At 60.1% G+C, this 17,649-nt stretch carries 14 protein-coding genes; 4 read left to right on the top strand and 10 right to left on the bottom strand.

The features are described 5' to 3' along the window. Window positions 1-21: 21 nt before the first annotated feature. The 8 genes from CJU94_RS15030 to CJU94_RS15000 form a co-directional block, all read right to left on the bottom strand. Window positions 22-3,243 (bottom strand): calcium-binding protein, encoded by a 3,222-nt coding sequence (locus CJU94_RS15030; RefSeq protein ID WP_095419359.1) that lies wholly within the window; start codon window positions 3,241-3,243, stop codon window positions 22-24. A gap of 82 nt (window positions 3,244-3,325) precedes the next feature. Next, window positions 3,326-4,075 carry a hypothetical protein gene (locus CJU94_RS15025; RefSeq protein WP_095419358.1) on the bottom strand — a complete coding sequence of 250 codons (750 nt, stop codon included), beginning with the start codon at window positions 4,073-4,075 and terminating at the stop codon, window positions 3,326-3,328. Window positions 4,076-4,153: 78 nt separating this feature from the next. Next, on the bottom strand, window positions 4,154-4,897 hold the full coding sequence (locus tag CJU94_RS40885; RefSeq protein ID WP_157763753.1) for a hypothetical protein: 744 nt from the start codon (window positions 4,895-4,897) through the stop codon (window positions 4,154-4,156). A gap of 418 nt (window positions 4,898-5,315) precedes the next feature. After that, on the bottom strand, window positions 5,316-6,128 hold the full coding sequence (locus CJU94_RS15020; protein WP_095419357.1) for a hypothetical protein: 813 nt from the start codon (window positions 6,126-6,128) through the stop codon (window positions 5,316-5,318). A gap of 22 nt (window positions 6,129-6,150) precedes the next feature. Then, window positions 6,151-6,939 (bottom strand): hypothetical protein, encoded by a 789-nt coding sequence (locus CJU94_RS15015; RefSeq protein WP_244220842.1) that lies wholly within the window; start codon window positions 6,937-6,939, stop codon window positions 6,151-6,153. 576 nt (window positions 6,940-7,515) lie between these two features. Continuing rightward, window positions 7,516-7,881 carry a hypothetical protein gene (locus tag CJU94_RS15010; RefSeq protein ID WP_007181921.1) on the bottom strand — a complete coding sequence of 122 codons (366 nt, stop codon included), beginning with the start codon at window positions 7,879-7,881 and terminating at the stop codon, window positions 7,516-7,518. Window positions 7,882-8,036: 155 nt separating this feature from the next. Further along, the gene (gene tam, locus CJU94_RS15005; protein ID WP_095420379.1) at window positions 8,037-8,810 is read right to left on the bottom strand and encodes a trans-aconitate 2-methyltransferase; all 774 of its coding nucleotides are present in this window, start codon (window positions 8,808-8,810) and stop codon (window positions 8,037-8,039) included. 120 nt (window positions 8,811-8,930) lie between these two features. Next, window positions 8,931-9,761 carry an oxidoreductase gene (locus tag CJU94_RS15000; RefSeq protein WP_095419355.1) on the bottom strand — a complete coding sequence of 277 codons (831 nt, stop codon included), beginning with the start codon at window positions 9,759-9,761 and terminating at the stop codon, window positions 8,931-8,933. Between the two features lie 219 nt (window positions 9,762-9,980). Between CJU94_RS15000 and CJU94_RS14995 the strand changes: the two genes are divergently transcribed. The 3 genes from CJU94_RS14995 to CJU94_RS14985 all read left to right on the top strand — a co-directional run bounded on the left by CJU94_RS14995 (window position 9,981) and on the right by CJU94_RS14985 (window position 12,127). Beyond that, a complete protein-coding gene (locus CJU94_RS14995; RefSeq protein WP_095419354.1) occupies window positions 9,981-10,928 on the top strand; it encodes an AraC family transcriptional regulator in 948 nt (315 codons plus the stop codon). Between the two features lie 73 nt (window positions 10,929-11,001). After that, complete coding sequence (locus CJU94_RS14990; protein ID WP_095420378.1) at window positions 11,002-11,625, top strand: glutathione S-transferase family protein; 624 nt, start codon at window positions 11,002-11,004, stop codon at window positions 11,623-11,625. Between the two features lie 121 nt (window positions 11,626-11,746). After that, a complete protein-coding gene (locus CJU94_RS14985) occupies window positions 11,747-12,127 on the top strand; it encodes a hypothetical protein (protein WP_244220841.1) in 381 nt (126 codons plus the stop codon). A 129-nt stretch (window positions 12,128-12,256) separates the two neighbouring features. Here CJU94_RS14985 and fabV read toward each other — a convergent pair whose 3' ends face one another. Continuing rightward, on the bottom strand, window positions 12,257-13,453 hold the full coding sequence (gene fabV, locus CJU94_RS14980; protein WP_095419353.1) for an enoyl-ACP reductase FabV: 1,197 nt from the start codon (window positions 13,451-13,453) through the stop codon (window positions 12,257-12,259). 171 nt (window positions 13,454-13,624) lie between these two features. Between fabV and CJU94_RS14975 the strand changes: the two genes are divergently transcribed. Continuing rightward, entirely contained in the window at window positions 13,625-16,117 is a 2,493-nt protein-coding gene (locus tag CJU94_RS14975; RefSeq protein ID WP_095419352.1) for a penicillin-binding protein 1A, read from the top strand. Between the two features lie 75 nt (window positions 16,118-16,192). Here CJU94_RS14975 and CJU94_RS14970 read toward each other — a convergent pair whose 3' ends face one another. Beyond that, the gene (locus tag CJU94_RS14970; protein WP_095419351.1) at window positions 16,193-17,551 is read right to left on the bottom strand and encodes an MFS transporter; all 1,359 of its coding nucleotides are present in this window, start codon (window positions 17,549-17,551) and stop codon (window positions 16,193-16,195) included. Window positions 17,552-17,649 lie beyond the last annotated feature (98 nt).

The following is a 17,649-nucleotide window of genomic DNA, read 5'->3' as shown; positions in this document are numbered from 1 at the left end:
TGGGCAGCGGGGAAAGGAGCGTCAGTGCAGGTTTGCTGAGAGCATGACCTGGGGCTGCTGCTGGACCGTGTAGGGCGTCTGCGAACTGGCCGCGGGTTCCACGCCGTAAGACGCCATACCCGCGATCAGGTTGTCCACCTGTGTATCGGCGCGGGTCGCAGTGAGCGCGGGTGTCATCTGGAGCAACTGCTGCCTGCTCCATGTCGTGCCGTCGGCAAACTGCACTTGCTGCACGCCGTAGGAACTGCCGTACATGAAAGAGTCGAGCGTGATCTGGTCGCCCGCTATGCCGTCCGTGAGCACCAGATTCTTGCCCGATGTGCGCACTGAAACCGATGACGTGCTGATTCCCGCGCCCAATTGCAGCACGTTGTTGGGTGTTTTACCCGAGTCATATTCCGATATTTCCAGCTTCCCGTAGCCCGCGTTGAAGATGAACGTGTCGCCACCGCCCTGGCTCTGGATATAGTCGTTACCACCCTTGCCGTCGAACACTTCTGAATGGTTGGTTCCGTAGATTTTGTCGTCTGCCGCCGTACCGGTTGTTGCCATGCGCAGCAGTTGCTGCTGTGTCCAGACCGTGTTGTCGGCAAAGCGCACTGCCTGCACGCCGTTGTTATAAAGGAGCATGGCCAGGTCAAGGGTAATCTGGTCGCCCGCGATACCATCGGTCAATACAATGCCTGAGTTGCTGTTCGTGCGCACGGAGACGGATGAGGCACTGATGCCCGGCCCGAATGCGAGTACGTTGTAGGGATTGCTGCCGTTGTCTGCCTCAGAAATTTCGAGTTTCCCGTAGCCCGCATCAAACAGGAACGTGTCGCCTCCGCCGCCGCCCTGAACGAAATCGTTGCCGCCCTTGCCGTCGAACACTTCTGCATTGCTGGTCCCGTACAGCTTGTCATTGCCCGCTGTGCCAGAGAGCGCAGCAGCCTGGATCAGTTGGTATTTCGTCCAAGTCGTGCCGTCGGCAAATTGTACGAACTGGACACCCGCGCCGGCGTCGCGGAATTCACCCTTCAATGTGATCTGGTCACCTGCCACGCCGTCGGTCAATACCATGTCACCGTTGGCAAGCACCTTTGCCCTGATTGATGATGGATCAATTCCTGGACCAAACTGGAGGGTATTGGCAGGCTTGCTGGAGTTCGGATCACTCTCACGAATTTCCACGACACCATCACCAGCGGAGTAGTGGAAGACGTCATGCCCAGGCAGCGTGCCGCTTGGGTCGTTGCCTGCGCGATTGCCGATCAGCACGCTGACTCCCGGGCCTGCGTAGAAGTCGTGGTAGATCGTGCTGCCCGTTTCCTGAATGCGCCCGGAACTGTCAAAACTGATCTGCAGCCCGGCTGCGATGGCATTCGCAACCGAGGCAATAGTGTCGTTTGTCGCAGCGGCAACGTATTTCTCGAATAACGACGTGGACATGCCCATGTCGAATCGGGCTGCGTCTGCGACGCGTAATAGCAGGTCCCATGAAGCAAGGTTCGCAGGAGTGAGCGTACCGAGCCGTTGGAGAGCCGCCCCGAGGGCTGGCGCAAATGTCGCAGTTGCCTGGACCGTATCAGTGGAAGCGTCATATCTGAACTCAGGCGCGACACTGGCCGCCAGCGGCGATTGCAGAACAAGGCGCGCGAGCGCCGCATCGAACAGATCGTTCCAGCTTTGCTCCAGGTAGCTCGATGCCCGGATTCCGGGGTTCACGCCGTCGCCGGTTGAGTTGAACGACTTGCCCAGGTACCGTTCCACGAAACCAAGGTGCCGCGCGTCAATCGAGCCACCCCGCGATGCGGGGGCGAGCGAAGTTACCCCCGCCCACTGAAAGAGAATGGCCTGTGCCGCTGCCTCGATACTGGAGGTCGATGTACCGGAGGGTTGTGCAACGAAGGCCTGCACCAGACTCTGCAAGGCCGGGTCGAGCGACATGGCCGAACGCAGGTCCCGCAATGTTCCCGCACCTGCCAGTTGTGGGAGCGTGGCCGCGGTTGCCGTCACCTCGACGGGTGTGACTGGCCTGGTGTTCATCGTGCTGTTGGTAAACCACGCGTCGGCGATTTCGTGAGTGGTGCCGTCGGTCAACGTAAAGCTGCTGACGGAACTGATCCTGTTACCCGCGATGCTTTCGCTGACCACCGTGTTGTTCAGATTGATGGAGGCGATGCCAAGCTGGCCGAGTGTGTAGAGTTCGCCTGGATCAGAGGTCGCGTTCCCGTTGGTATCGATCCACACCCGCAGGCTTGCGAAGGCAGGATCGGACGCATTGATGATGTTGTCGTGATTGGCGTCGAGCTTGCGCAGGATGTCGAAGCCGTCAGTGGTTTCGTTGCCAAATAGTTGGGTAATATTTGTGATGGCCCGGTCGTCCGGGTCAAAGCAGAGCAGTCCCATGCCCGCGCCAATCCAGCCGGTCTGACGGGCAAAACCATCGTTGTTCAGATCGAAGTAAGGAGCGCTTGTATTGAGTGGTGTCAGGTTAATTCCTGAGCCAGTCAGATCGAGAACTAATGGGCTGGTGGAGTCCAACGGAGGGCCGTCGTATTTGCCCAGGGCGCCGCCACCTGCGCCCGACTCGGGCGGGGAGGCGTCAGAGCCTCCCGGATGTCCGACGCCAGATCCACCTGATCCTCCCGACCCTCCCGCCCCTCCCATGCCGGCCGTGCCTGACTGCGAGTTGATAGCGTCAAGCAGGCTGCCGATTTCGGCCGCAGCCGATTTCACTGCGTCCACTACCGCATTGGTGGCGGTCAGTACGAATAATCCTGCCGCAGCCGAGACGGACAGGCCGAGACTTATCACAGGAGCTGCGGCTGCCGAGCTGACTATGCCTGCTGAAGCCAGCGCATCGGCGACACTCGCAATCGTCGCTCCCATGGTATTAATAACAGTCGCAACGTCGCGCACTAGCGCTTGACCCGCTGAACTGATCGCTCCCTGGTTGCCGGACGCTACTGCCTCGTTGTAATAGTCTATGGACGTAGACATCGTCCGCAGCTGTGTTGGAAAGCTATTAATGAGCGTATACGCCGCGTTGCCTGAGCCGATGACCGTACTAAGCTTCCCGAGATAATTGTTATCGGTGATAACCGATTGCCCGGAAATGATTACCGCTCCATAGGATACCGCCGCCTGCACTAAATCGGTTTTCCCTCCTCCCGCGGCGGTTGTGCCGATACTGACCATTCCTGATATCGAATCGGATATTGGCCCGAAATAACTAGCAATTAAATTGGTTTCGGTCATAGAAAGTATTTTCGTTATGTTTTTGCAAATGAAAAGGCTATGCTAAAACCGCCTTCGAATTTATTTCAGGTACCGCCCACCATCAAGGTTCTTCACGCCCTTCGTCTCTTGTCAAAAGCATTCTCGCCATGTATCCACGATAAGGTTCTGGTAGAGAATTTCCCTGGACATAGAGAACACGGGCCGTCCGGCAAGCATCATCGTCATCGGCGGTCTTTAGACTACCCAGCGCGGCAAGGAACTCCTTTGATTGAGGTTCATACATCGAGCTCAGCAGTTTTCGGATGGTTCGCTTCGCGTCTTCGGCTGACAGAACAATAATTGGTGATCCATTCAACTGTGCCTCGATCGCAGCCCTATTGACGGTGAACCATGCTTTAGATTCGGCTTCGCTGAACGATTCCATCACTGGAAAGATACGGTTTTCGAACTCCGAGTAGGGCATTTCCCCCTTCAAATACCTGCCACAGGTGTAAGTATCCAATGACGCCAATATCTTGCTAACAGACGAAAGACGCTCCTCCAGAAGAGCAGTTGGCAAGCGGGCCGCCCCTTTGTCGATATAGCGGCTGGAGAGCAGAAACTTATCAGCCAAACTTAGTCCACCGGCTTTTTCTGCAAAGCTTTTATCTCCAGACAGCCACTCGCGATATTCTTTGGCCGCTTGATAGACCGGCGATGACTTCGAGAACGGAATAGTCCGTAACGTAGAATCACTCCGCTCCGTTTTCTCAGTGTGTCGCTTAGGCGCAAGAGGGCAGCCATGAAAAAAAACCGTCACGGCACAGACAATCACAACGCCACTGAGCAGGAATCTTGTCGTCAATTTCATTCGTGTCTTATCGTGTCTTTAGATGCGTAGCATGGAGAGGAGGGTTAATTGTGGCTCGACCGCGCTGCTTGGGCGTGCTCAAAAATTTCCACGCCCGTCTTTTCCAGAGAGAATTAATCTAGCCAGGTTTCCTCGAAACGGCTCAGGCAGCAGTACTCCTTTGGAGAACATCGTCCGCACGGTCGCACATGTATCTGTATTGCTTGCAGTCCTTAAATTGATCAGGTTATGCAAAAATGCCTTCGACTCATCTGCTGGAAGCGATGCCGCGACCTTGAGGAGCGCCTCTTTGGCGTTTTCCTGTGACACGGGGACAAACGGCAGATTGTCGAGTCGAGCATTGATCGCCGACTTGGTAATAGAAAAAAATGCCTTCCTCTCAGCATCGGTTAGCGACTCAAGGAGCGGGAATGTACGAGAACTGAAGTCAGTTATTGACATTCTTCCTGTTACGAAGTCGCTGCATTCCTTGTCGTTCAATCCATCCAGTATTTTCTTCATTAACGGCATGTACGCCTCAAGTACAGCGGTTGGAAGCCGAGCCATTCCTTCCGCGCCCAGCCGACCGACTAGATTGATTTGGTCCGCAGGACTCGTGGAATTGCGGGCACTCTCAAGTTTCTTGTTTTGCGCAAGCCATTGATTGAAGTTCACCGTCTCGCGATACGCGGCCGATGATGTCGAAAAAGAATTCGTCGTGGCAGAGGCGACCGGTGTCTTTTCTACAGCATTCTCTGGCGCCGGATGCGAACCACGAAAAAATACCGCCGTGGTACAGATGACTACTGCAGTACCGAATAGGAATTTCGTCGCTGATTTCATTTTGTAGTCCGATCACTCGCTGCGCGCCTTTCGGAGGATTGAGCAAGCCCCTAATTTATCGTTCGAGCGCGTTTTTTGGGTGTGTGCAGAGATGATCCAGAAAATGCCGCACGGCCGTCTATCAGAAACATCTGCAATAGAGCCAGGAATTGTCAGTGCTTATCAGGCGATGCGCACACGCACGCAAGGGCGCGGAGCGCCTACACCGCAGATTGAGTCGGACAACGGTTGCCCAATCTTTTCCATGACATCACGTCGACTCCCGTCGCTGTCTACATAGTGCCGGCCGTCGGTATGCCCGCATTAATTACCCGGTCGAGGTAATCGAATAACAAAAAAGGAGCGAATTATTAGATAGTCCTGATTTGCCGGGTCAATCCGTGGAAAGTAATCAAGATTTATATGGGAAATATTGTCATTACTCTGACTGATAAATTTTTTCATTCCCATTGCGCCCCGTAAGGAGCAGTCTCGCTATGTGTCCCCGATAAGGCTCCGGCAGCGCATTTCCTTTTGAATAAAGCGTGCGGGCCGTCGCGCATGCATCCTCGTCGCTCGCCGTCTTCAAACCGGCGAGCCCACTAAAATATATTTTCGATTGGGATGCATTCGATAGTCTTGCTATTTTTATAATGGCTAGCGTTGCGTCCTCGGTCGATAACACGATATTTGGTGAGCCGGCTAGTTGTGCTTCGATGGCAGCCTTGTTAACCTGGATCCAGGCTTTCGCTTCGCCTTCATCGAACGAGTTCATTACCGGAAAGGCCTGGATCGTGAACTCCGAGAGGTTGAACCCTCCTCTTATGAGCGTACTGCATGTATGAGCATCCAGAGACGCTATTATCTTATTTACCGATGAAAGGCGTTGCTCCAGCAGTTCTGTTGATATTTTAGACACCCCCTTGGCTTCCAGTGTGCCTGAAAGGTCTAATAGATCTTGCGGATTTCCTGAAGGACTGAGCGCGACTATTTTTTTATTCTCCCATACCCATTTTCGAAATTCATCATATTCACGGCGCATGGGTGAGGACGGCGAATACGGATTGTCTGACGCGGCGGATTCATCGACATCGGCTTCGCCAGTTCGGCGGTAGATATTCTTGTTTTCGCTGGCCGGCGTCTTGGCATGATAGTTTGTGGTGAAAAGGCATCCAAGAGAAAACGCGGCGACGGTAGCGACAAGCAAGGCCACAACATGGCGGAGATAAAAATGACAAATGGGAGGTGTCATTGAATTTTCCTGAAATTAATTGTTAAATTTTTTCATTTCCATCATCCCCGGTGAGCAACATTCTTGCGATATACCCGCGATAGGGTTCGGGTAAAGAGTTACCTCGCGAGTAAAGGATTCGCACCGTCGCGCAGGCTTCCTCATCAGACGCCGTCTTCAGTCCCGTCAAACTTGCAATAAATTCCTTGGATTGTGGCGCATACATTGATTTGGCTATCTTGACAATACCTCGCGTTGCGTCTTCAGTGGAAAGGACGATGATCGGTGACCGATGTAGTTGCGCCTCGATCGCGGCTCTACCAACAGAAAACCATGCTTTCGCTTCTTCTGAATTAAATGAGTTCATTTTCGGAACCGACTGCGCCGCAAACTCCGTAGCATCAAAGTTTCCCTTTATTAACGTGGCGCAGATATGGTTGTCCAGCGACGGCAATATCTTCTTAACAGATGAAAATCGTTGCTCAAGTAAGTCCGTTGGCAAACGGGGCATTCCTTTCGCCGCCAGTTGACCAGATAACATCATCAAACCCATTGGATCTGCTGCGTCATTTACAGCCTTTATATCCTTGTTATTTAACAACCATTTTCGATAGTCGTTGAATTCACTGTAAATGGGAGCCGATTCGTCGTAAGGATTAATTCGCAGGGCAACGTAATTATTATAATCTGAATTTTCATTGCCACGGATGACCGGGCGGCTATTGTCAGCACCCCTTGCATTGACGTGGATATTGGTTAAATAGCCGCCCAATAAAAAAGCTGCTGCAGCCGTGGCAACCCAAATCGTAATGTGGAGAGGATTTAATTTCATGTTCATTTCCATTTCCGAGGCTGTGCAGAATTCGGATCTGAGGGCGTCGCTGACGCAACAGTCGTTCACCGCTCGGGCGCTTTTTTAGCGCGTGTTGCAATCATGAAAGAAGCGCCCAGTTTCAGGGTTTCAGAAACATCTGCAAAACTATCGCGAAAGATCAGGTCGTCGAGGTGGTCTTGATTTTTGCTATGCGATTTGCATTATGGAGAGATACGAGTCGACGGAAAGGCGCGAGCAATGGCGCTTTCGAATACTGATTCGATATTCAGATTCCGGACCGGAATCTGAAATAAGAGAGGGTATAGCGGTTCTGTTCTGACGAGAGAACGGCAGATTCGTCAAATTTCGACACAACCCTAGCGCGCCGCTCCGCGGTGTGATCGAATGGTTTGGCTGGTCCACGAACAGGGGCAGGCTTGAGCAGGCGGGGTTTTCTCCCTTTGACCTCCTGCGGGCCCGAATGCTAGTGGACCGGCGCCCACCGATATGCAAAAAACAGAACGAAATCCCGCCTCGCAGGGAGTGCGGTGAGTGCAGTGACCAGCGCGTTACCGATATACCCGCGATCGAGCACTAATCCGCCAGCCGCTTATCCGCCAAAGCACTCTGGCAATCCGCAATCACCTGCCGCACAAGCCTGGCTTGAGGATCGAGTTCATCCGTATCCAGAATCTCCTCGACCGCATCTCTGGCCCAATCGGCCTCGATAAACTGCGCATGCCGCCGCGCAATCTCAACCGCGGTAGCGGAGAGCTTCGCAACACTCAACCAGTCGGCCTCGCGCGCGCGGCGGTCGAGCCATTTATGCGCGGCCTGCACATGAAACGCCGCGTCGGGCCAATCCTCATTCAGGTAATAAGCGCCAAGACTTCCGCATGTGAGCCAGCACAACAGCTCCAAACGGTCACGTGGACTCAGATGATGGCGTACATCACTCATGGCGACGCTCGCTGCTGTAAATTGCGTTCCGGTGAGGACGGCGAGCCGCCGTCCTCCGCTTTCATTGAACAATATCACGCACAATTCAAGCGCGGCAATTCCTGACGTACCCTGGCGCGCCGGCACCACAGGCCGCCGCTCGCGGCCCTGCGGAGCTAGCGGGTGGCAACGATGAACAGCCGCGGAAACGGCAGCAGCACCGTGCCGTCGGCGAGCGCAGGATAAGCTGCGGCGATCGCGTCCCGGTATCGCTGCAGGAAGGCGGTTTGCCCGGCGTCGTCGAGTTCGGCGAGGAACGGCCGCAGCGCGCTGCCCTTGAACCATTCGACCACCGCGTCCGCGCCGCCCGCAAGCGGGTGGTGGTAGACGGTGCGCCATACGTCGACACGCGCGCACAGCGGCTCGAGCAACGCGTAGTACCAGCCGGCGCCGTACCGCACGGTGCGCTCGAGTCCCTTGAGCGTGGGCGCCCACGGGCCGTCCGCAGCGATTTCGCGCAGCAGGCGGTGCGCGGGTTCGTCCAGATTGTCCGGCATCTGCACGGCGAGGCTGCCGCCCGGCGCGAGCTTCGCCACGAGCGCCGGAAACAGCCGCTCATGGTCCGGCACCCATTGCAGCACCGCGTTGGCGAGGATCAGATCGTATGGTCCCGGCGCGTCCCACGTGGAAATGTCGCTCACGTCGAACTGGAATTGCGGCAGGCGTTTGCGGGCCGCCTCGATCATGTCGGGCGAACTGTCCATGCCGCTGACCGCCGCGCCCGGCAGGCGAGCGGCGAGCGTTTCAGTCGAATTGCCGGGTCCGCAGCCAATGTCCACCGCGGTCTTCACGTCCGTTGCCGGCACGGCCGCCAGCAGATCCCTGACCGGACGAGTGCGCTCGTTTTCGAACAACACGTACTGCTTCGCTTCCCAATCCTTCTTCGACATCGTCTGATACCCCTGTTGTGCGTGATGGCCGGACCGGTTGCCGGCGTTGCCGTCTGCCTCGCGTCCTGAGTTGAACCGTTCCGGTTCGCTCATTCTCGCTCACGCACGGGCATCATGGCTTCATGCGAAGTCGGTCGAACGCGACAGCGCTTCCCACGCGTCGATCTCCGCGCCCAGTGCGGCCAGTTTCGTTTTCACCAGATCGAACGCGTCGTTGCCGAGCAGCAGATGCACCGGCGGATTGTTCGCGGCGACGATCGCGAGCAGCGCCTGAGCGGCTTTGCGCGGGTCGCCGGCCTGCTTGCCGCTCTTCGTTTCGCGCGCTTCGCGGATCGGGTCGAAGAGGGCGTCGTAGTCGGAGATGCTGCGGCCTGCGCGAACCATCGAGCGGCCGGCCCAATCGGTACGAAACGAGCCGGGCGCGACCGCGGTCACCTTGATGCCGAAGCCTGCCACTTCCTTCGCCAGCGTTTCGGTGATGCCTTCGAGCGCGAACTTGCTGCCGCAATAGTACGCAATGCCGGGCATCGTGATGAAGCCGCCCATCGACGTGATGTTGATGACGTGTCCCGAGCGGCGCTCGCGCATGGCGGGCAGCACGGCCTTGATCATCGCCACCGCGCCGAACACGTTGACGTCGAATTGCCGGCGCAGATCGTCGAGTGGCGACTCTTCCAGCGTGCCTTCGTGCCCGTAGCCGGCGTTGTTGACGAGCACGTCGATCGGCCCGGCGGTTTGCGTGATCGCCGCGACGGCGGGCGCGATGGCATTGAATTGCGTCACGTCGAGCACGATGGCGTGGGCCCGTTCGGCGGCTAGCGCCTCGAACGCGCTGCGCGCGGCTTCATTGCGCACCGTGCCGACGACGGTATGGCCCGCGTCGAGCGCCGCCTGCGCGAATGCCTGGCCGAAGCCGGAACTGACGCCGGTGATCAGAAACGTTTTGCTCATGGTGATCCACTCCTTTATTGGGTCGGTCGTCGCACGGCGCCTTCGGACGAAAGCGCACGGCTTCGACACTAGCCTGCACAGGACGGAATGGTAGGCGCGGCGCAGCCGGGCGCGAATGCCGGTTCGTCTGCGGTGATTGCCTATTCCTATGAGCGGATGGATTTTCGGGCGCGACGGTGGCACATTGCAATCTGATCCGCCACGCTCACAGGGACCAGAATGAATCTCAAGCACGGTGATTCGGGCGCGCGGCAACGCATGGTGGCCTTGCTCGAAAATCTCGCGCCGGTGGAGGGCTACAACCTCACCGTCTTGCCCGACGTGCGTTTTTTGCGCTCCAACCGGCCGCTCAGCCGCACGCCCGTGCTGTATGACCCGGGCTTGGTGATCGTGTGCCAGGGACGCAAACGGGGTTTTCTCGGCGACACGGTCTACGTCTACGACGCGCAGCACTATCTGGCCGTCTCGGTGCCGGTGCCGTTCTCGATGGAAACCGAAGCGAGCGCGGCCAAGCCTTTGCTCGCGATCTATTTCCGCCTCGACTTCAAGGTCGCCGCCGATCTGATGCTGCAACTCGACGAGCGCGACGCGGGCGTGCCGGCCGAGCCGCGCGGCATGATGTCGACGCCGCTCGATGCCAAGCTGAGCGCCACGGTGCTGCGCTTTCTGGAAGCGATGAGCGTGCCGCTGGAGGCGGAGTTGCTGGGGCCGGCGCTGGTGCGCGAAATCTACTTCCACGTGCTGACCGGCGAGCAGGGCGGATCGATGCGCGCAGCGCTAACCGCACAAGGCCAGTTCGCCAGGATCGCCAGGGTGATCCGCAAGATTCACGCGTGTTATCGCGAACCGCTCGACGTCGGGCAACTCGCGCTGGAAGCGAACATGAGCGTGCCCACGTTGCACTCGCACTTCAAGGCGGTGACACGCACCTCGCCGATGCAATATCTGAAGTCGACGCGGCTTCACCAGGCGCGCCTTCTGATGGTGAGAAACGAGGTGACGGCGGCGTCAGCGTGCGTGCAGGTAGGCTACGAGAGCGCTTCGCAGTTCAGCCGCGAGTTCAAGCGGCTGTTCGGCCGCACGCCGGTTGAGGAGGCCGGGCGGATGCGCAGAACCTTCGCCATTCCGCCGCCCGCGCCAGGCTCGATCTTCGTCGCGTCGCACTGAACGGGCTGGCCCGGTGCCCGCGACGCAAACCGTGCCTGTCCGTTCCGGCGAACCGTCGTTACACTTCGAACCCATGCTGCAGATCCTCGGCAAGACCTCGTCCATCAACGTCCGCAAAGTCTTGTGGACCTGTGCGGAGCTCGCGCTTCCATTCGAACAGGAGGACTGGGGCTCGGGATTTCGCTCGACCGGTGCGCCGGAGTTTGTCGCGCTTAATCCCAACGCGATGGTCCCCGTCATCAAGGACGGCGACTTCGTGTTGTGGGAGTCGAACTCGATCATCCGCTATCTGGCCGGCCGCTTTCACGGCGAGTCGTTGTATCCGGTCGATTCCCGCGAGCGCGCCCGCTGCGATCAATGGATCGACTGGCAGGCGAGCGAACTGAACCGCGCCTGGAGCTATGCCTTCATGGCGCTCGTCAGGCATTCTCCGGCCCACCAGGACGCGCGGCAGATCGATCTGTCCTGTGAAAACTGGGCGAGGCAGATGGCCGTCATCGAAGGTCAACTGGAAAAAACCGGCGCGTTTATCGCGGGAGACGCGTTTTCGCTCGCGGACATTCCGATCGCGCTGTCCATCAACCGCTGGCTGGAAACGCCGTTGCGGCATGGCGATTTACCCGCGGTCGCGGCGTATATGGCGCGTCTCGCCGCGCGCGAAGGTTACCGAACCTATTGCCGCAACGGCACACCGTAACGCCGCACGCCCTCCAAAGACGCTTGCGTGCACCCGTGCCGCTTACAAACACCGTGTGCGAATGCTTACGGATTCCTGCCTGCGCGAGCGCTTCTGCGCGGCGCGCCCGGAGTCGCCTACAATGGCCGCTTTTGCGACACCGATTGAAGGCTCCACGATGCGGGTATCGAAAGTTGCGCTGGCGTTATTGACAGCGTGTTTCACTCTGAACGCGAGCGCCGAGATGACGGCCGCCCAGTACAAAAAATGGGCGCATGCCGATAACAACTCGGTCTACGCGGCGTACATCACCGGCACGATCAACGCGTTCGGCTGGGCGAACGGCGACCAGGTCTCGAAGAAGCGTCCGCCGCTTTTCTGCCCGCCGCAAAATCTCTCCATCGGCAACCAGAACGTCTACCCGTTGCTCGACGAGTTCTTCAACAACCACCCGAGCATTTCGGACGACTTTCCGATCGGCCTCGCGATACTCCGTTCGCTGCAGGGCGCGTTTCCCTGCTGAGATCGACCGGGCGGCGTGGTTCGGGTGGGGCATCCTGGGCCCCGCCGCCTGTCTAACCCGAAGTTAAGCCCGAAGTTAAGCCTGAAGTTAAGCCGGCACTCAAACCCGAGCGAGCTTCAAACCCGAGCTTCAAACCTGAACGAGCTTCGGAATCTGCACGTCCGGATTAACGTCGGCTTCATAATCCACGCCCGCGATCTCGAAGCCGAACAGGCGCAGGAAATCCGTCTTGTAGCCGGCGAAATCGGTGAGTGCGTAAATATTGTCGTTGGTCACCTGATTCCAGAGCGCCTGCACGCGGTCCTGCACTTCGGGATCGAGTTCCTTGTAGTCCGCGCGCAGACGGCCTTCGTCGTCCTGATGCGGCGCGGCGCCGTACAGGCTGTCCTTGTACAGGCCGTAGACCTGTTCGATGCAGCCTTCGTGCGTGCCTTTTTCCTTCATGACCTTGAAGAGCAGCGACAGATACAGCGGCATCATCGGGATCGCGGAGCTCGCCTGGGTGACGACCGCCTTGAGCACGGCAACGCGCGCATCGCCGCCCTTGGCCGCCAGCTTCCCGCGAATGCCGAGCACCTTCTGGTCGAGGTCTTTCTTGGCCGCGCCGATCGAGCCGTTCCAGTAGATGTCGTGCGTGATCTTTTCGCCGAGATAGGTGAAGGCGGTGGTCTTCGCGCCGTCGGCGAGCACGCCGGCTTCGAGCAGGGCGTCGATCCACATTTGCCAGTCTTCACCGCCCATCACCGCGACGGTGTGGTCGATTTCTTCCTGGGTGGCCGGTTCGAGCACGGTTTCCTTGATGACTTCCTTGTCCGTGTCGATGCCGCGCAGATTCACGGCACGGCCGACCGGTTTGAGCGTCGAGCTGAACACTTCGCCGCTCTTCGGATGCGTGCGCTTGGGCGCGGCGAGACTGTAGACGACCAGGTCGACCTGACCGAGATCGCGCTTGATGATCTCGATGGTGCGCTGCTTGACTTCGTCGGAGAAGGCGTCGCCGTTGATGCTCGTCGCGTACAGGCCTTGTTCCGTGGCGAATTTCTCGAAGGCCGCGGTGTTGTACCAGCCGGCGGTGCCCGCCTTGGTTTCGCTGCCGGCGCGCTCGAAGAACACGCCGAGGGTGGCGGCGTCGGAGCCGAATGCCGCGCTGATGCGGGCGGCAAGGCCATAGCCCGTGGATGCGCCGATCACGAGCACCTTCTTCGGGCCGTTGGCGATGGGGCCGCGTGCCTTGACGTACTCGATCTGTTCCTTGACGTTGGCCTCGCAGCCGGTCGGATGGGTGGAAACGCAGATGAAGCCACGCACGCGCGGTTTGATGATCATGAAGCACCTCTTGTCGGAATTGGCGACATTATAGTGGGCCTCGATTGTTGCGGGCAGGCCGCGCCGGTTTGGCGGCTGGCGACGCGCCCACGACGCGCCGGCGCGACAAAAATCGGCCCGCGCCGCGCATCTTGGTAGGATTGCGCCTTTCCAAGCCGACTCGAAGCTAGCGTGAAGCGCCTGATCCCCTCATTTCTGGAGACCCTTGAAAAAGGGCTGACTCTGGCGAACCCCCTGATCGCCCAAGCCCTGTGGCACCTGCGCCATCCTACCCGGCGCGGCGTGCTGAAGGCTTGCGCGGCGACTCCGCTGCTGTTCGTGCTGTATGTGCTGATCCTGATTCCGTTCACGCCGGGCATCGGCGACATCCGCAAGGCCAAGGTCGAGCAGCCGGCGCAGATTCTGTCGGCGGACGGCAAGCTGCTGGCGGAATTCAAGCCCTCGAACCGCGAGTGGGTCAAGCTCAGGGACATCTCGCCGAATGTCGTGAATGCGCTGATCGCCACCGAAGATCACCGCTTCTACCAGCACTGGGGCCTCGACTGGCGGCGCACGGGCTCGGCCGCGCTGCATACGTTTTCCGGCGACCGGCAGGGCGGCTCGACCATCACCCAGCAGCTCGCCCGCAATCTCTATCCGGACGAAATCGGCCGTGCGCCGACGCTCACGCGCAAGCTCAAGGAGGCGATCACGGCCTTCAAGATCGAGGCGCTCTACACCAAGGACGAGATTCTCGAGACCTACCTGAACACGGTGCCGTTCCTCTATAACGCGTACGGCATCGAGATGGCGGCCCGCACCTATTTCGACAAATCGGCCTCCGATCTGAGCGTGCTGGAAAGCGCCACGCTTACCGGCATGCTCAAGGGCAATAGCTACTACAACCCGGTGATCAACCCAGAACGCGCGTTGCAGCGGCGCAATACGGTGCTCGGGCAGATGGTCAAGTACGGCAAGCTGACGCCCGCGGCCTACGCGACGCTCAGCCGCCGGCCGTTGCGCATCGACTTCGAGCGCCAGACCGAGCCGCCCGGACCCGCGCCGCACTTCGCGCAGCAGTTGCGCAAGTGGCTCGCGTCATGGGCGGATCGCAACGACTACAACATGTACGCCGACGGGCTGGTGGTGCGCACCACCATCGATTCACGTTTGCAGACCATGGCGACCCAGGCGGTCACCTTGCAGGGCAACCAGTTGCAGGGCATCGCCAACTCGGCGTGGGGCACCCGCGCGGGCTGTTCGAACGGCCGCGACCTGCTGCAGACATTCCTGCGCGAGACGCCCGACTACCGCGCCGCCAAAGACGCGGGCTTGAGCGATGACGACGCGCTCAAGCGCGTCTCTTCCGAGCGCGATCTGGTGAAGTCGCTCTGCGAGTCCAAGACGCGCGTGCAGGCGGACTTTCTCGCGATGGACCCGCGCAACGGCCAGATCAGGGCATGGGTGGGCAGCCGCGACTTCAGCCAGGACCCGTTCGACCACGTCCAGCAGGCGCGGCGCCAGCCGGGCTCGACCTTCAAGCCGTTCGTCTACGCCGCGGCCTTCGAGGCGGGCGCGAAGCCCACCGACACCTTCGTGGACAAGCCGGTGGAAATCCCGCTGGCGGGCGGCGAAGTCTGGCGGCCGAGCGACGAGGACGAGCCGAGCGAGCGCAAGATCAGCCTGCGCGACGGCCTCGCGTATTCGCGCAACCGGATTACCGCGCAGCTGATGGAGACGGTCGGGCCGAACAAGGTCGCGCGCCTTGCCCGCGCAATGGGCGTGCGCGACAGCGAACTGGAGCCGGTGCCGTCGCTGGCGCTCGGCACGAGCCCTGTCACGCTGAAGGAAATGGTCTCGGCCTACGGCACGATCGCCAATCTGGGCGGCTACGTGGAGCCGGTGATGGCGACGCGTATCGAGAACCGCAAGGGCGAGGTGCTGGCCGAATTCGCGCCGGTGCCGCCCAGACAGGAATTGTCCGCCGATGTCGACCGGGTGCTTATCGACGTGATGCGCGACGTGGTGAATCGCGGCACGGGCTCGAGCATTCGCAGCCGCTTCGGCGTGCGCGGCGATGTCGCGGGCAAGACGGGGACGACCCAGGGCAATGCGGACGGCTGGTTCATCCTGATTCACCCGCAACTCGTGGCGGGCGCGTGGGTGGGCTTCAACGACAGCCGCGTGACCTTGCGCAGCGACTACTGGGGGCAGGGGGCGCACAGCGCGCTGCCGATCGTCGGCGATTTCTTCCAGCGCGCGCAGCGCTCGCGGCTGATCGATACCCGGGTCAAATTTGCGACCGACCAGGAACCCGGCTGGTTCGCCGAGCGTTCGGGCCGGTTGCGTACGTGGTTCCAGAATCTGTTCGCCGCGTCGCCGGCCAAGCCGGAGGCGCCAGTTGCGCCGCGCGGGACGACGCGGCGCGCGCCGGCCGCGGCTCCTGCCGAGCCGTCGGCGTCCGCCGCTGCGGCGCAGCCGCGCGCCTTGCCGCAACCACCGTTGCTTCAGGCGCCGGGCTCCGCGCCGGTGGCCGCGAGCGGGGCGGTCGACGGTGAAGCGCGCGGCGGCGGCGAGCCGGCCTCGGCGCCGACGCCCACCCCGGACGACGTAGTGCCGCCGGACGCCGGCAGCCCGGCCAATGCGTTGCCGGCAACGTCGGCGAACGGCAGCGGCACGCCCTGACGGGCGGAAGCGTCCGCGGCGCTCACTGGTGCGCCACGGCGCGTCCGCTCGCGGCCACGGCGGGAGCAAACGCGCTTACGGCCGCGCCGCCTGGGTCCGGGTCCCGTCCGGCATCTCCGGATCCGTAGATCCGGACGACGCTTCGAGCGAAGCGTCGTGATGCAATAGCAGGACGGCGGCGACCCCGACGAGTCCCGCGCCCGACAGACACAGCAGACCGGCGCCGAAGCCGCCGGTGCTGTCCTTGATCCAGCCCATCGCGTACGGTCCGAAGAAGCCCGCCAGATTGCCGAGCGAGTTGATTGCGGCAATGCCGCCCGCCGCCGCCGCGCCCGACAGGAACGAGGCGGGCAAGGTCCAGATCACCGGCAGGCAGCCGAAAATGCCGAATCCGGCGATCGACAGCGCAATCATCTTCTGCACCGGATTGTCGAGCCCGGCGGCCGCGGCGATGCCGCCCGCCGCCACCAGCAGCGCGAGCGCCACATGGCGTTTGCGTTCGAGCTTGCGGTCCGAATGCCGTCCCCAGAACACCATGCTGATCACGCCGACGATGTACGGCAGCGACGTCACGAAGCCCGTTTGCAGATTGGTGAGCCCGAAGGCTTTGACGATCTGCGGCAGAAAAAAGCTCAGCCCGTAGTTGGTTGCGTTCGCACCGAAATAGACGAGCGCGACCGCGAGCACGCGAGGATTGAAAAGGGCCTCTTTCACGCTGAACGCATGCACTGCTTCGCGATGCTCGCGCTCCCGCTTCTGGCGCGCGACCAGCCACTCGCGTTCGTCGGCGGCGAGCCAGTTGGCGTCGGCGGGTTTGTCGGTCAGGTAGTAGAGCACCGCGAACGCGAGCACCAGCGCGGGCGCCGCCTCGATCAGATAGACCCATTGCCAGCCGGCCAGTCCGGCGAAGCCGTCCATCGACAGCAACGCACCGGAAATCGGGCCGCCGATCACCGTGGACAGCGGGATGGCCGCCATGAAGTAGCCGACCACGCGGCCGCGATACGCGGCGGGAAACCACAACGTGAGCAGGAAGATGATGCCCGGAAAGAAGCCCGCCTCGGCCACGCCCAGCAGAATGCGCAGACCGTAAAACACGTGCGCGGTTGAGAGCCCCGTGAAACGCGCAATATCTGGGATATACGCCATCGCACCCGCGAGAATGCCCCACGTGAACATGATCCGGGCAATCCAGCGGCGCGCGCCGAATTTCTCCAGCAGCAGATTGGACGGCACTTCAAAGAAAAAATACGCGATAAAGAAGATCCCGGCGCCGAAACCGAAAGCACTCGCGGACAGGCCGAGCGCCTTGTTCATCTGCAGTGCAGCAAAGCCGACGTTGACGCGGTCCAGATAAGCTATGAAATAGCAGAGGATCAGGAACGGCACGAGCCGAACCGTCACACGTTTCATGGTACGTGCTTCGAGCTCCATCGATTGTCTCCTCCGGTTCAATGTCCGGGTGGTTGGAATGGCGTGGTTACAGACTAGACGCTGAGGTCCGATTCCGGAAGTTTTTTGCGCCATGCGGC

Source organism: Paraburkholderia aromaticivorans, from assembly GCF_002278075.1.
Lineage (GTDB): Bacteria > Pseudomonadota > Gammaproteobacteria > Burkholderiales > Burkholderiaceae > Paraburkholderia > Paraburkholderia aromaticivorans.
Note: the sequence above shows the minus strand (reverse complement) of the source record. Positions and strands in the feature narration are given on the sequence as shown.